This is a genomic window from Acinetobacter sp. NIPH 2699 (genome assembly GCF_022549355.1).
Lineage (GTDB): Bacteria > Pseudomonadota > Gammaproteobacteria > Pseudomonadales > Moraxellaceae > Acinetobacter.
The window spans coordinates 342,787-358,054 of sequence record NZ_JAKZGL010000001.1 but is presented as its reverse complement, the minus strand read 5'-3'; the positions used below and the strand labels follow the sequence as shown (position 1 = coordinate 358,054).

Annotated in this window: 17 protein-coding genes; 10 read left to right on the top strand and 7 right to left on the bottom strand. The window is 39.8% G+C overall.

Annotated features, from left to right (window positions below; all coding sequences use genetic code 11):
- Positions 1-2: 2 nt before the first annotated feature.
- Positions 3-623, top strand: coding sequence for a metal-dependent hydrolase (locus MMP72_RS01750; protein ID WP_241313944.1), 621 nt, complete (start codon positions 3-5; stop codon positions 621-623).
- An 88-nt stretch (positions 624-711) separates the two neighbouring features.
- Entirely contained in the window at positions 712-1,089 is a 378-nt protein-coding gene (locus tag MMP72_RS01745) for an NUDIX domain-containing protein (RefSeq protein ID WP_241313943.1), read from the top strand.
- A 127-nt stretch (positions 1,090-1,216) separates the two neighbouring features.
- Here the strand turns inward: MMP72_RS01745 and MMP72_RS01740 are convergent, their stop codons facing one another.
- From MMP72_RS01740 to MMP72_RS01720, 5 genes are all read right to left on the bottom strand, one after another.
- Complete coding sequence (locus MMP72_RS01740; protein ID WP_018679821.1) at positions 1,217-2,002, bottom strand: thiazole synthase; 786 nt, start codon at positions 2,000-2,002, stop codon at positions 1,217-1,219.
- Positions 2,003-2,025: 23 nt separating this feature from the next.
- Positions 2,026-2,223, bottom strand: coding sequence for a sulfur carrier protein ThiS (gene thiS / locus MMP72_RS01735; protein WP_241313942.1), 198 nt, complete (start codon positions 2,221-2,223; stop codon positions 2,026-2,028).
- Between the two features lie 9 nt (positions 2,224-2,232).
- Entirely contained in the window at positions 2,233-2,598 is a 366-nt protein-coding gene (locus tag MMP72_RS01730; protein ID WP_241313941.1) for a DUF423 domain-containing protein, read from the bottom strand.
- A 101-nt stretch (positions 2,599-2,699) separates the two neighbouring features.
- A complete protein-coding gene (gene rpoH / locus MMP72_RS01725) occupies positions 2,700-3,569 on the bottom strand; it encodes an RNA polymerase sigma factor RpoH (RefSeq protein ID WP_241313940.1) in 870 nt (289 codons plus the stop codon).
- Between the two features lie 138 nt (positions 3,570-3,707).
- A complete protein-coding gene (locus tag MMP72_RS01720) occupies positions 3,708-3,950 on the bottom strand; it encodes a sulfurtransferase TusA family protein (protein ID WP_241313939.1) in 243 nt (80 codons plus the stop codon).
- A gap of 355 nt (positions 3,951-4,305) precedes the next feature.
- Here MMP72_RS01720 and MMP72_RS01715 point away from each other — a divergent pair, with 355 nt between their 5' ends.
- The 3 genes from MMP72_RS01715 to fba all read left to right on the top strand — a co-directional run bounded on the left by MMP72_RS01715 (position 4,306) and on the right by fba (position 7,027).
- A complete protein-coding gene (locus tag MMP72_RS01715; protein WP_004653893.1) occupies positions 4,306-4,518 on the top strand; it encodes a cold-shock protein in 213 nt (70 codons plus the stop codon).
- Positions 4,519-4,623: 105 nt separating this feature from the next.
- Entirely contained in the window at positions 4,624-5,775 is a 1,152-nt protein-coding gene (gene rhlB, locus MMP72_RS01710) for an ATP-dependent RNA helicase RhlB (RefSeq protein WP_241314024.1), read from the top strand.
- A 214-nt stretch (positions 5,776-5,989) separates the two neighbouring features.
- Positions 5,990-7,027 carry a class II fructose-bisphosphate aldolase gene (gene fba, locus MMP72_RS01705; protein WP_241313938.1) on the top strand — a complete coding sequence of 346 codons (1,038 nt, stop codon included), beginning with the start codon at positions 5,990-5,992 and terminating at the stop codon, positions 7,025-7,027.
- A gap of 118 nt (positions 7,028-7,145) precedes the next feature.
- Here fba and MMP72_RS01700 read toward each other — a convergent pair whose 3' ends face one another.
- Positions 7,146-8,453, bottom strand: a complete 1,308-nt coding sequence (locus tag MMP72_RS01700) for a peptidylprolyl isomerase (RefSeq protein ID WP_241313937.1) — start codon at positions 8,451-8,453, stop codon at positions 7,146-7,148.
- Entirely contained in the window at positions 8,453-10,927 is a 2,475-nt protein-coding gene (gene lptD / locus MMP72_RS01695) for an LPS assembly protein LptD (protein ID WP_241313936.1), read from the bottom strand. Before lptD ends, MMP72_RS01700 begins: the two co-directional genes overlap by 1 nt.
- A gap of 118 nt (positions 10,928-11,045) precedes the next feature.
- On the opposite strand from lptD, the gene MMP72_RS01690 reads away from it, so the two are divergent.
- The 5 genes from MMP72_RS01690 (at position 11,046) to MMP72_RS01670 (ending at position 15,243) form a co-directional block, all read left to right on the top strand.
- A complete protein-coding gene (locus MMP72_RS01690; protein ID WP_241313935.1) occupies positions 11,046-12,059 on the top strand; it encodes a phosphotransferase in 1,014 nt (337 codons plus the stop codon).
- The gene (gene murU / locus MMP72_RS01685; protein WP_241313934.1) at positions 12,059-12,748 is read left to right on the top strand and encodes an N-acetylmuramate alpha-1-phosphate uridylyltransferase MurU; all 690 of its coding nucleotides are present in this window, start codon (positions 12,059-12,061) and stop codon (positions 12,746-12,748) included. The genes MMP72_RS01690 and murU overlap by 1 nt, the downstream gene beginning before the upstream one ends.
- Positions 12,749-12,922: 174 nt before the next feature.
- On the top strand, positions 12,923-13,558 hold the full coding sequence (gene rsmG / locus MMP72_RS01680) for a 16S rRNA (guanine(527)-N(7))-methyltransferase RsmG (protein ID WP_241313933.1): 636 nt from the start codon (positions 12,923-12,925) through the stop codon (positions 13,556-13,558).
- 18 nt (positions 13,559-13,576) lie between these two features.
- A complete protein-coding gene (locus MMP72_RS01675; protein WP_241313932.1) occupies positions 13,577-14,359 on the top strand; it encodes a ParA family protein in 783 nt (260 codons plus the stop codon).
- Positions 14,356-15,243 carry a ParB/RepB/Spo0J family partition protein gene (locus MMP72_RS01670; protein ID WP_241313931.1) on the top strand — a complete coding sequence of 296 codons (888 nt, stop codon included), beginning with the start codon at positions 14,356-14,358 and terminating at the stop codon, positions 15,241-15,243. Before MMP72_RS01675 ends, MMP72_RS01670 begins: the two co-directional genes overlap by 4 nt.
- Positions 15,244-15,268: the final 25 nt, after the last annotated feature.

Sequence of the window (15,268 nt, the reverse complement as noted above, 5' to 3'; positions counted from 1 at the left end):
CTATGCAGCAATATTTACCGAAATTAGAGCACTCATGGTTTGAGTTACATCAGCATTACCATTTTTCTGAACCACAGAAAATTTTTAATAAGCTGATTGCTGCTTATAATGAAAAGCAGCGGGCTTATCATACGCTTCAGCATTTGTATGAATGTTTGGTTTTATTTGAATCTATTCGAGCTGATTTAAATGATGCGTATGCGGTTGCTTTGGCACTCTGGTTTCATGATGTAGTCTATGATCCACAGGCGAAAGATAACGAGTTGAAAAGCGCAGAGCTATTTGATCAATATGTAGCTCACGATTTATCAGCAGATGATGTTCAGAAGATAAAACGATGGATTATTGCGACGCAAAAGCATGAAGCGACGAATGAGCTAGATTTGCAATTTTTACTGGATATTGATTTGGCGATTTTGGCTGCTTCACCAGAGCGTTTCGAGGAATACGAACAGCAGATTCAGCAGGAATATGCTTGGGTTGATCCTGAGATCTACTCAATTAAAAGAAAAGAAGTTTTAGCGTATTTTTATCAGGCAGAACCGCTTTATCAAACTGAATATTTTCAAAAGTATTTTGAGCAAAGTGCAAAAAATAATTTAAAGAGTGCTATTAACGCTTAGTCTTATCCCGATAAAAGATATGAGGGTTTTAATGGCAATGAGAAAAATATAATAAAATAGAGAGCTTAAATAAATTATTGAGTATGTCGTGAAAGACTTAACATTAGAAATAGCTGAGGGAAAGCTTAATATTCGCGTGGCTGCTTGGATAGAACACGAAGATAAAATTTTAGTGTCGACATTTCCCGATGGAACAATTTCTTTGGTTGGTGGGCGATTAAAATTTGCAGAAACAACATTTGAAGGCATTCAGCGTGAAGTATTAGAGGAAACGGGTGAAGATTTTATTTCGCCTGTACTATTTGCAATTGTTGAAAATTTCTTTTGCGATGTTGTGTCTCAAGAACAATTTCATGAGTTCTTATATATTTATAAAGGTCGGATTCAAACTAAAGCATCTTATTTAGACGGTGAGGGGGGGCTCAGGTTGTCTCATGGATGGCAAAAACAAAAATTGCAGATCTAAAGCCTGATGTTTTGCAAAAACTTGCTTTGTTGTCTCATCAGGAAAATATCATTCATCTCGTTAATTTGGAATCAAGATAAATAACATTTGAAATAAAAAGGGGCATTGAGCCCCTTTAATATTTTTCTTACTTAAAGAAGTAACCCGTTTCAGGTGAGCTTGCATTGGCCATACGCTTACGCGGCATACGACCCGCTAAAAATGCTTCACGACCCGCTTCAACGGCTTTCTTCATCGCAGAAGCCATTAAAATCGGATTTTGAGCAGCAGCAATCGCAGTATTCATTAATACGCCATCGCAGCCTAATTCCATTGCAATCGCTGCATCACTGGCAGTACCTACACCTGCATCCACTAGAACAGGGACTTTGGCATTTTCTTTGATGATTGAAATGGTGTGTGGATTCAAAATACCAAGACCAGAACCAATCAAGCTACCTAAAGGCATAATCGCAACACAACCCATACTTTCAAGCTCTTGAGCAACAATTGGGTCATCTGAGGTATAGACCATGATTTCAAAACCATCATCAATCAGGGTTTGAGCTGCTTTCAGCGTTGCGGTCACATTCGGATATAAAGTTTTTTCATCACCGAGCACTTCCAATTTCACCAGATTATGACCGTCAAGCAGTTCGCGTGCCAGCATACAGGTACGAATTGCGCTATCGGCATCAAAACAGCCTGCGGTATTCGGCAAAATCGTGTATTTCTCAGGTGGGATCACTGAAAGCAAGTTTGGTTGATCTGGATGCTGTCCAATATTTACACGACGAATCGCAACCGTGACAATTTCAGCGCCACTGGCTTGGATGGCTAAATCAGTTTCATTTAAATCTTTGTATTTACCAGTTCCGACCAATAAGCGTGATTGAAAAGTACGTGAACCAATAATTAAAGGGGAATCTTGCATGGGCTTACTCCATTTATAGCCGATTAGCCGCCACCAACAGCTTGAATAATTTCAATACGATCTTCAGGAGCAATTACAGTTTGCTCAAGTCTACTTTTCGGAATGATCTGTTGATTCTTTTCTACAGCGAAGCGTTTGCCCTCTAAGGCTAAAACTTGAATCAGTTGCTGTAGATTTTCACAAGACGTGTCAGTTAACTCGCCATTTAAAAAGATTTGCATGATAAATCCTTATTTCGCATGCTTGATTGCTTGCCATGCCAGTAGCAACCAACCTGCAATCATAAATGCACCACCAATGGGTGTGATTGCACCTAATATTCTAGGTAAACCAAGCGCCATAATGTACAACGAAGCGCAGAAAAAGAGGATACCAATTTGAATCAAAATAAAGGGGATTTTTATTGGGAAAGTGGGCGTGGTTTTATTTAATACTGCTAAAATAAGTAGACCAATCGCATGATAAAAGAAATACTGTGTTGCTGTAGCCCACCAAGCCAGTTGTTCAGGCGTAGCAAAAGATTTTAGTCCATGTGCTCCAAAAGCACCGAGCATTACCGCAAGCGCTAGATTTAGCGCAGAAATTGCAATCCACATAATTACAATGTAACTAGAAATTTGAGTAGCAAAGTTATCATATTAGAGAAATTAAGCATAGCCAAATACAACAAAAGGGCATAAAGCCCTTGTGTTAAATTTTAACTGGCAGACATCGCAGTCTTGATTTTCTCCATTGCATTCTTTTCGAGCTGGCGAATACGTTCAGCGGAAACGTTATATTCGGCAGCAAGTTCATGCAAGGTCGATTTATCATCATCTAACCAACGACGTTGTAAAATATTACGAGAGCGGTCGTCTAACTGATCCATTGCATCATGCAAAGCAGCGGTGCTTTGTTGCTCATAGTCTTCTTCTTCAACCAAGCGAGCAGGGTCGTAACGACTGTCTTCTAAATAAAGCGCAGGAGCAGTATGTGGAGTATCATCGTCATCATCGCCTTGTGCTTCAAATGCAGCATCATAAGCGGTCAAACGACCTTCCATTTCAATCACTTGTTCAGCCGTAACATTTAAATCACGGGCGATGGCTTTTGCTTCTTCTAGCGTCAGTTTTTTGCTTGATTTTTTTAGACTACGTAAATTAAAAAATAATTTGCGTTGAGCTTTCGTGGTCGCAATTTTGACGATACGCCAGTTGCGAATCACATATTCATGAATTTCAGCTTTTATCCAATGCACGGCAAAAGAGACTAAACGAACACCCATATTAGGATCGAAACGTTTTACTGCTTTCATTAATCCAAGGTTGCCTTCTTGGATTAAGTCACCTTGTGGTAAGCCGTAACCTGCGTAGCTACGCGCAATGTGCACCACAAAGCGTAAATGTGACATGACCAATAATTTGGCAGCATCAAGATCTTGGTCGTAATAATAACGATCAGCAAGTTCTTTTTCTTGCTCGGCCGTTAAGATTGGAATTTGATTGACAGTACTGATATATGCACCAAGGTTTACGCCAGGCGCAGACAATGACAGGGGCATCAATTGATTGCTGCTGTCAGTAGTCATGGAGTCTCCTTATAGGATGGTATTGAGTCAACAATTTCATCTTAATGCGAATGTGCTTCATCATTAAGGAAATTTGAGTATAGAAATGTAAATCTATCTTTACCAAGAGTTTAACAAAAAAAGTAAGTTGGAAAAACCCTAAAGAGATTCAATTAAATAGTGGAATTCATTTTCTGAAACTTTTTGAACTTGACACTGGAGTTGCTGAATTTTGCAATATCGTGTTACATCAATTTCACTATGTGGATCAGATGACTTTAATAAATATTGTTTTTTATCATTTGCTTTTTTAAGAGCTCGTTTGAGTAAGAGTAATGGCATCGGACAAGGTTGTCCTAAAGCATCAATAATTTCTGTCGAGCTAGAAAGAGTAAAGGTCATAATCATTTAGATAACTTAATTCAAAATGATCTTAACAAATTTTGATAAGGTTATAGAGAAAAATTTTATTTAAAACCTAACCAAATAATCGTACGAAATCAATGGAAACAGAGGAAATAAGCTAAAATAAATCTATTAATTGTGATAAACCCATGTTAAGCTCGGTGCGTTTTAGGAAGTGTTTATTATAATTTTATTGTAATAAAGCCTATAACAAATGGATGTAACCGGAAATTGTTGATAGTTTTACAGAATGATTACAAGCTTTAAAATTATAAAAAATTTTAAAACCTTGTTGGCTCTGCTGTTTGCAACACCGGAAGGTCCTTATCTTTCAATATCTGAGGATTGACTTATGACAGCTCGTGAACAAGGCGTAGTAAAGTGGTTTAACGACACTAAAGGCTTTGGTTTTATTCAGCGTAATGGTGGTGATGACGTATTTGTTCATTTCCGCGCAATTATGGGCGACGGTCACCGTTCTTTACGTGACGGCCAACGCGTTGAATTCAGCGTAGTTCAAGGACAAAAAGGTTTCCAAGCTGAAAACGTTCAGCCTTTAGACTAATTTGTTTTATTGCTTTAATGCAATATGAAACGCTCCAATGTTATTTGGGGCGTTTTTGTTTATAATAACGACTTTGTTTTGGTCATTGATGGTTCGAGAGCATATATGACACCAGGTTTTGAAACCTTAAATTTACATCCGCAGTTGAAAAAAGCGATTGATGCTTTGGGTTTTACTCAAATGACCCCAATTCAACAAAAGGTTTTGAAATATACGCTAGCAGGGCACGATGCCATTGGTCGAGCACAAACGGGTACTGGTAAAACGGCTGCCTTTTTAGTGAGTGTGATTAATGATCTACTAAATAATCCGATTCAAGATCAGCGTTTTCGTGGTGAGCCACGTGCGTTAATTTTGGCACCTACCCGTGAGTTGGCTTTGCAAATCGAAAGTGATGCTCAAGCACTGACAAAATTTTCAAATTTGCATCTTGTGACCTTGTTGGGTGGCGTGGATTTTGATAAACAAAAGAAAATGTTGGATCGCAACTTCGTTGATATTATTGTCGCGACTCCGGGGCGTTTAATTGATTTTGTGGAACAAAAAGAAGTTTGGTTGGATCGCATTGAGTTTTTAGTGATTGATGAAGCTGACCGTTTGCTGGATATGGGATTTATTCCATCGGTAAAACGAATTGTGCGTTTTTCTTCATCTAAAGAGCAACGTCAAACATTATTATTTTCAGCAACATTTAGTTATGATGTCTTAAATCTTGCACGACAGTGGTTATTTGAGCCTGTAACGGTTGAAATCGAACCAGAGCAAAAGACCAATAGCGATGTGGAGCAACGTGTTTATATGGTTGCGAAGCAAGATAAATATAAGCTTTTACAAGAAATTCTTCGAGACGAACCGATTGATAAGGTGATGATCTTTGCAAACCGCCGTGATCAAGTGCGTCGTTTATATGATCATTTGAAGCGCGATGGGTATAAGGTTGGAATGCTATCGGGTGAAATTGCACAAGATAAACGTGTGAAAATGCTAGATCAATTTAAGAATGGCAAGAATAATATTATGATTGCAACGGATGTTGCGGGTCGTGGTATACATGTAGATGGTGTTTCACATGTGATTAACTTCACCTTGCCTGAACAGTCTGATGATTATGTGCATCGTATTGGTCGTACTGGTCGTGCAGGTGCACAAGGTGTAAGTATTAGCTTTCTATCAGAAGATGATGCATTTTATTTACCTGAAATTGAAAAAGCGATTGGTAAGAAATTGCCCTTAACTCGACTGGAAGGCTATTGCTAGATCTAGGTAAATAGAGGGTTTTGGTGATTGTAAAGCCAAACATTAGATATGCGGGAGACTAAATCATTTTGTGATTTGGTCTTTTTTATTGGCAAGTGTGTCTTGATACGCAAATTACACAAAAGATTCAGGTTTTTTTTTGAAATCCTGTGATTAGTTGCTGAATTGAAATAGATCAGCATGTAGAATATGGCGCATTACCTGGGAGGATATTATGGCTCTAATCTCGATGCGCCAGCTCTTGGATCACGCTGCAGAACATAACTACGGCGTACCAGCGTTTAACGTAAACAACTTAGAACAAATGCGCGCAATTATGCTTGCTGCAGATGCGACAAATTCACCTGTAATCGTGCAAGCTTCGGCTGGTGCGCGTAAATATGCAGGTGCACCTTTCTTACGTCATCTTATTTTAGCGGCGATTGAAGAGTGGCCACATATTCCTGTGGTAATGCATCAAGATCATGGTACAAGTCCTGATATTTGCCAGCGTTCGATTCAGTTGGGCTTTAGCTCAGTCATGATGGATGGTTCATTGGGTGTAGATGGTAAAACGCCTACGTCGTATGATTATAATGTTGATGTAACACGTCGTGTGGTTGCATTGGCGCATGCATGTGGTGTTTCTGTTGAAGGTGAGATTGGCTGTTTAGGTAGCCTTGAGACTGGTTTGGCAGGTGAGGAAGATGGTGTAGGCGCTGAAGGTGTACTTGACCATTCTCAGTTATTAACATCTGTTGAAGAAGCAACTCAGTTTGTTGCTGACACCAATGTTGATGCTTTGGCGATTGCTGTAGGTACTTCGCATGGTGCGTACAAGTTTACTCGTCCACCTACAGGCGATATCTTGGCGATTGATCGTATTAAAGAGATTCATACTGCTTTGCCAAACACGCATCTTGTTATGCATGGCTCAAGCTCTGTTCCACAAGAGTGGTTGGCTGTGATTAACCAATATGGTGGTGATATTAAAGAAACTTATGGTGTGCCTGTAGAGCAGCTTGTAGAAGCGATTAAGCATGGTGTGCGTAAGATTAATATTGATACCGATTTGCGTTTGGCTTCTACTGGTGCAATGCGTCGCATGATGGCTGAGAAACCAAGTGAGTTTGACCCACGTAAATTCTTTGGTGAAACTGTTGAAGCAATGAAAGACATTTGTGTTGCACGCTATGAAGCATTCGGTACTGCGGGTAATGCAGACAAGATTCGTCCAATTTCTTTAGAGAAAATGGTAGATCGTTACAAATAATCTATTTGTGATGAATTAAAAAACAGCGGCAATTCATTGTCGCTATTTTTTTGATGACCCGAAATATAAAAAAATGCTAGCGATAAGCTAGCATTTTTCTTGTAGGAGGCGTTGGTACTTATTGTGCTTTTGCATCTAAGCCGACATCTTTGATTTCAACATAGGCGTTCGCGCGAAGTTCGCGCGTCCAGCTATCAACTTCCATATCAAATTGACGTTCACCTAAGATTTGACGAGCCATTCGCTCTTGAGCTTCTTTGGTCATATCTTGTTGACGAGTATCCGTAACTTCTAAAATATGCCAGCCGAATTGACTCTGGAATGGTTCGCTAATTTGTCCAGTTGGTATGGTAGTCATAACTTTGTCAAACTCTGGCACCATTACGCCTGGACTCACCCAACCTAGACTTCCTCCATCACGAGCTGAACCAGGATCATTAGAGAAAGTTGCTGCCAGTGTCGCAAAATCTTCACCAGCCTTGACTCGATTATAGAGGCTATCAATCATTTGCTTGGCACGATCGAGGCTGACGACCTCTGAGGATTGAATCAGAATATGGCGTGTTTGATATTGGGGTATTAGGGCTTTTTGATCATTTTGTTTGCGATCAAGTAATTTCAATACATGTGTACCATCACGAACGTTAACCAGTTCAGTGGTCTGTCCGACTTTTAATGGAGTGATGCGAGCAGATAACTCGGTTGGAATATCTGATAAAGAGCGGAAGCCCATATCAGCACCATCAACGGTAACTGTTGAAGTCGAGAGCTTGCTACTAATCGCTTTAGGATCATCACTTGTGGTTAGTGATTTTCTTACTTCTTGAGCTACTTTTTGTACGTCAGCGGTGTTTTCACCAGAAATACGCATATGGATCACATGAACTTGTGTGCCAAGTGCAGCTTGACCTTCTGGTGAGTTTAAGAAATTCTCAACATCATTGTCGCTGAATTTGATACGAGACATGACTTGTTGTTGACGTAGACGACCAATTGCGAGATCTTCCGCAATGCGGTTACGTAAATTTTCATAAGTGCCCGGTGCAATCGCATCTAGCTTTTGTTGGAAAGCAGAGAGCGTGCTCGCTCCAGATTGGTTTGCAACTCTTAATACAGCAGCATTTAAACTGTTTTCATCAGCTTTAATACCATACCGTTTTACTTGCTCTAGCTGAGCTTCACGAACAATAAGTTGATCTAAAACCTGCATTTGTAAGTATTGTTGCGGTGGAACAGGCTTATTCTGCGCTTTTAATTGATGTTCAGTTTCGGCAATTCCTTGCTCTAAATCACTTCTAAGAATGACACTATTATCCACAATCGCAACAACCTCATCCGTAGGTTGAGCAAAGCTTTGCATTGATGAAGAAATTAGGGCAGCGAGAACAGTGGCTCTAAAGATATGTTGAAAAGGTTTTATCTTCATTAACGTTGTGTCCAAGATTGATTGATTTTGTTAAAACCTAAAACTCTATTCTCAAGAAGAGAGGCGAGTTTATTGTTTAAAGCGCCTAGACCTTTAAGGGTGAACTCAGCCATGACAGCGCGTTTTCTACGTACGTCTGGAAGGTTTGGATCATCCAGATCGTTATAGTAAGAGCGACCATAAACTGAGACAGCCCAACAACATGATTCGTAATTTACGCCAAGTAAATATTCTCGCATCAGATTGTTGTCTAGGTCGTATTGAGCATGGCCCATAATACGCCAATTATCTTTTACAGGTTGTATAAAGGATGCAACAACTTGGTCATAAGCATCTTGTCGATCTTTAATATCTTTTCTGTAGAAATAACCTAGATTGTATAGATTACCTTTATCACCTGTGTAATAAGCTTGGACATCACGTTGAGCATTCTCTCCATTCGACATCCAAGCTGAATTTGCGTTAATGGTAAAGTTTTGATTCAGTTGGCTAGACACACTTACAATTGGTCCGGTGCGGCTTTGTGTATCAAATTGATCTAGCTCTTCATTTAAGCTGACACGGCGATCTTTGAAATAATAACTTTGACCAACACTTGCACGAATACGTTCTAAACCTTCCGTATCTAATAGACTATAGGTTACCCCTAAAGATAAAAAGTTATTATCTTCTAAGCGGTCATGCCCATAAAAGCGGTAAGGGTTGAATAGCTGATCGTAGCTGATCGAAGCTGAAGTTGAGTCAAAGTTTGGATAATCGTCTTGCTTCTTATAGGGTGAATATGCATAAAAAGCACGTGGAGAAATGCTCTGTAAGTATTTACCATCTTTTTCAAAAGTAAGACCAGTTGCTAAAGTGAATTGTGGAACAACCACAGATTTTTCTAAATCATCAGAAGCGGCAAGCCCACGGCCTTCCTTGGAATCTCGGTCATAAAAAGTATTAATGCTGCGTACAGATACTTCTGGAATGACATAAAACCAAGATGGTGTAATGTGGTTATAACGTACAGCAAACTGGTTGTAAATACGCGTACCACTGGATTCTAAGGCAGAGCCATCACTAATGGATTTTTTGAAATAAGCCGTATCATTATTAAACTCATACTGTAGGCCTTGTGGGTTCCCAGTAACATAATTTAATAAAAATTGCGGAAGTCGAGCATAAGGTCGATCAGCATCCTCGATGGTTTTATCCAAGGTTTGGAAATCCTCGACCTTTAATTGCGCTTTTAGTCCAGGAATACCATTTTGATAGTTGAGTTCCCAAGCACGACGTAAGTTTAAATCAGTTTTAGAGTTTGGACTGGTATCAAAATCGGAGAAATAGTCCTTATCAGAAGCATAGTTGTATTCTAGGTTGGTCGACCACTGATCATTGATCTTCCAGTTATGGAGAAAATGTAAATCAGAGCGATTTTCTTTGTCATACTCTTTGTCGCTTGGTAAATAACCACCCCAAATTCGACCAGCACCAAAATTTTCTGTCATATAGCCGAAATCAGCATCCAGTTTAGTGCCGCGCTCACTCATAAAGCTAGGTGTCAGCGTTAAGTCGTAGTTCGGTGCTAGGTTGAGATAGACGGGGACGGAGAGTTGGATACCGCCATCGTTACTATAGCCGAAGTTGGGGCTTAGAATACCTGTGGTGCGTCGGTCATCTATGGGGAAGTTAAAATAGGGTACAGCAAGTACAGGCACATCTTTTACATAGAGTTTTGTACCACGTGTAACACCACGCCCAGTCTCTTGATTCAGTTCAATCTGCTTGGCTTGAATTTTCCATGCTGGTTTCTGGCCAGGTGGGCATGCAGTGTAACTTGCATCCGTTAAGATCACTAAGTTTTCATTTTGACGTCGAATTTGGTTGGCATGACCATGTGCATGTTGTTGTTCGGTGATATAAAAACTATTGTTTAAATCACCTGTTTGAGTTTTTAAATTATAGTTGATCTGATCACTTTGGGTGAGTAAACCTGCTTGTGCGAGTTGAACACGCCCTTGTGCATTGGCATGGGTTTGCGTGGAATCAAGGATGACTTTATCCGCACGAATCATTCGGCCTTCTTGATCAATCACAACATTACCTTGTAAAACAGAATCACCATTTGGATCATAATGTCCATAATCTGCTGTAATAACTGAGGTTGTTGCATTTTGATCGGCAGTTTTCGTTACTGGATTGATTGGTGTAATCCAAGTGCCTTGACAGAAAGATGAACTTAAATATTGATTGTTACGTAATTGTGCTTCTGGCGCAGATTTGTCAACGTAATATTGCTGGAAAAATTTTTCTCCAGCGTAAGTTTCTTGATCTTGCTGAGCAATGGCTTTGAGCTGTGTATTGTCAAGCGTAGAGGCATGAGACGTAAACGGCACAAGTTTGTCCGCTGCGAGACTTGATTGAATCGAGCCGCCACACAAGAGTGTCAAAATAGCAGTTGCTAAAGGATTATATTTAAACTGATGTTTCATTGTCTCATTAACCAATACGCTAATTCACAATTAATTATTGTCGCATCATAGAGAAAAAGTTGATAAGTGGCTACACTTAAGCTTTCAAAATCTCAGCTAGTTTTAGATTTTATTGCAAATGAATACACAACGTGAACAATTGATACAAACTTGGCTGCATACCACACTGCAATCTGATCAGTTCGAGATCAGCTTTTTAGCAGGTGATGCTAGCTTCCGTCGCTATGCGCGAATCAAGTTACAAAACAAAACATATATGCTCATGGATGCGCCTCCTGAAAAAGAAGATTGTATTCCATTTGTGAGTATTGATGAGTTCTTTGATCAGCATGGTGTTCGAGTGCCACATATCATTGCAAAAGACTTAGCGCAAGGTTTGCTGCTGTTAGAGGATTTTGGTGATGTTGTATTGTCAACATTGCTCAATGATGAAACGGTTGATCAATACTATGCACAAAGTTTTCAGCAGTTGATTGAGTTGCAGGAAATTGATGGTCGAAATCATTTACCTGCGTATTCGTATGAAAAGTTAATGACGGAAATGCGTTTATTGACGGAGTGGCTGTTACCTTCTTTGAAGATCCAGCCTACAGAGCAGCAGCTTGAAACCATTGAGCAAGCATTCGACTTTCTGGCGATTGAGGCGACCAATCAGCCTCAAGTGATTGTTCATCGTGATTTTCATAGTCGTAATTTAATGAAAATTGAAAATGAACAGGCTTTAGGGGTGATCGACTTTCAAGATGCTGTGATTGGTGCGGATACTTATGATCTGATCTCGATTACACGTGATGCTTATGTGCAATGGAACGCTGAACGTGTGTATCAATGGTTTGACGTGTTTTATCGCTTGTTACCTGATTCTGCGAAAGAAAATCGTAGTTTTGAACAATTCAAACGCGATGCGGATCTGATGGCGATTCAACGTCATCTTAAAATTCTAGGGATTTTTGTACGTTTATTTGAGCGTGATGGCAAATCTGGCTATTTAAATGATTTACCTCGAGTCATGTGGTATTTGCTTGAAGAAAGTCAAGGCTATGATGAGTTAAATGATTTTATGCAATTTATTCGTGATGTGGTCATGCCAAAGTTTATTGTTAAATATGGCGATTACGAGGTTGCAGCATAATGAAAGCGATGATTCTTGCGGCAGGTCTTGGCAATCGTATGCGTCCCTTGACCTTACATACACCAAAGCCTTTATTAGATGTTGGTGGAAAGCCATTGATTGTCTGGCATATTGAAAAGCTGCAACAAATCGGTGTGACTGAAATTGTTATTAATACGGCTTGGTTAGCTGAAAAACTTGTTGCTGCTTTAGGTGATGGTTCTGAATTTGGCGTAACCATTCTTTGGTCACATGAGGGCGAAGGCTTGGAAACAGCGGGTGGAATCATCAATGCATTGCCATTGTTGGGTAATGAACCATTTATCTTGGTTAATGGTGATGTGTGGACAACGATGGATTTTTCTTCATTATTGAATGTTAAGCTTGATCATAAACAAGCACATTTAGTATTGGTAGAAAACCCACCGCAACATTTAAACGGCGATTTTATTCTTTCGAATGATTTGGCATATACTTTTGAGCAACAGCAATTGGGTGAGGCACTCACTTATAGTGGTGTTGCTCTATTGTCTCCGCAAATGTTTGCAGGTTTGGAAAATGGCAAGCGTCCATTGGCGCCCTTACTCAAGCAGGCGATGCAACAACAACAGGTTTCTGCTGAAAAGATGCAAGCAATCTGGGTGGATGTTGGTACGCCAGAGCGTTTGGAGCAGCTTGATCAACAAATCAAGCAAGGTGTCTTTGCATAATAAAAAATGCTTTGTCTATCTGTGATTTGCATAAGAAAAGACAAAAACTTAAAGGATTGTGCAGTTTATCATGCTTGTAAATGTTTAACTGCATAATCGTTCAACAAGTCCTGCTGTGCCTTGTATCAGAAATCGGTATACTGCACAGCAAGTTTATCGAGATGTCGCACTGTTATGCATCCTTTTTTTCAAGAATTAAAGCAAGGTAGTCAAGCTCTAGGTCTCAACCTAAGTGAAGAAGCCCTAACACTCTTATTGAAATATCAAGATGCTTTGGTGCTATGGAATAAGGCATATAACCTAACCGCCATTCGTGACCCTAAAGAAATGTTGGTTAAACATTTATTAGATAGTTTAAGTATCTTAAATGATTTACCACAGGGGCGTTTGTTGGATGTGGGTACAGGTGGCGGTATGCCAGGCATGATCATTGCATTATGTCAACCAGAACGTTCTTGTGTACTATTAGATTCAAATGGGAAGAAGATTCGTTTTCTAAAACAATTTATTGCTGATTTGAAACTAAAAAATGTAATTGCAGTGCAAACACGTGTTGAAAATGAAGACAGTATTGATGAGCTTGGTCATTTCGATGTCATTACAAGTCGTGCTTTTGCATCATTGTCGGACTTTGTAGATGCGGCACAACCCTATATGCATGAGCAAAGTATTATTGCTGCGATGAAAGGCTTGATCCCAGCGGATGAGGTTGAGCAGCTGGAAAATGAATATTCGTGTAAAGTGATAGAACTTCGTGTACCAAGATTAGATGAACAACGTCATTTACTTTTACTTCAACGTATTCAATAAAAAATATTAAGGGTAATCATGGCTCAAATTATTGCGATTGCGAACCAAAAAGGTGGTGTAGGGAAAACCACGACAGCAGTAAATCTTGCTGCGTCTTTGGCGATCTTAAAGAAACGTGTCTTGTTGGTTGATATGGACTCACAGGGCAATGCCACGATGGGGTCTGGCGTTCAAAAAAATGATTTACTTTATTCAATAACCGACGTCCTTTTGGGAGAAGTTCCGATTGAGACTGCAATTCAAAAGGCAGAAGTCGGTTATAAAGTTCTTGGTGCAAATCGTGAGCTTGCAGGGGTTGAACTTGCAATTGCAGAGCAAGAAGGTAGAGAGTTTATTCTTAAAAATGCGTTGCAGGAAGTTGCTGCATCGTATGACTATATTATTGTTGATTGTGCACCAAGTTTAAGTCTCATTACGGTCAATGCCTTGGCGGCTGTCAATGGCGTGATTATTCCTATGCAATGTGAATACTATGCTTTGGAAGGTTTGGCTGACTTAACACAAACAATTGATCGTATACAAAAAGCCCTTAATCCAAACTTGGAAATTGTTGGGGTATTACGTACCATGTACGATGCTCGTAATGCATTGACACGAGATGTCTCAGCAGAGTTGGAGCAATATTTCGGTAAGAAACTGTATGATACTGTTGTACCGAGGAATATCCGCTTGGCTGAAGCACCTGCACATGGTTTGCCTGTGATCTATTTTGAAAAAAGTTCAAAAGGTGCGGTTGCATATTTGAATTTAGCCGCAGAAATATTGAAGAAAAGTAAAGTGAAAAAAGGAACTGCTGTATGAGCATCAAAAAACGCGGGTTGGCTAAAGGTCGTGGTTTAGATGCGCTACTGGGTTCAATTCAGAAAGAAAAATTGCAACTAGAAGCACAAGCCTTAGATCATGGTCAACTCAAGCAGATTGATGTCAATTTATTGAAACGTGGCGAGTATCAACCACGTCGCTTTATTCAGGAGCAAGACTTACAAGAGCTTGCATCCTCGATTGAAAAACATGGTGTGATGCAACCGATCGTGATTCGTCCTGTGGATGACGAACAGCATCCTTATGAAATTATTGCGGGTGAGCGTCGCTGGCGTGCGGCAAAGATGGCTGGGTTGACTGAAATTCCTGCCATTGTGCGTGAGTTAAATGATCAAGTCGCGATTGCATTGGCATTGATTGAAAATATTCAACGTCAAGACTTAAACCCGATTGATCAAGCCCTAGCCTTACAACGTTTCCATGAAGAGTTTGGTCTAAGTCATCAAGAGATTGCTGAAACAGTGGGTAAAGCCCGTACGACGGTGAGCAATTTATTGCGTTTATTGAGTTTGGCTGACCCAATTAAAGACTTTATGCAGCAAGGGCAAATTGATATGGGGCATGCTCGTGCCATTTTGACTTTGAAAGCCAAAGACCAAATGGAAGTAGCAAAAATCGTCATTGAAAAAGGTTTGTCGGTACGCCAAACTGAACAATTAGTGCGTGAGTGGAGTGAACCAAAATCCGAAAAGGAGAAGGTCCAAGTTTCTCCAGATATTGAGCAATTGACCCAAAAACTATCAGAACGTTTTGGTGCAAATGTGAAAATTGACCATAATCAAAAAGGCAAAGGGAAAATGGTTATTCATTATCACTCACTGGATGAGTTGGATGGGATCTTAAATATTTGTTTACCAAACTAATATTTAGGGTACGTCCTTTTATATT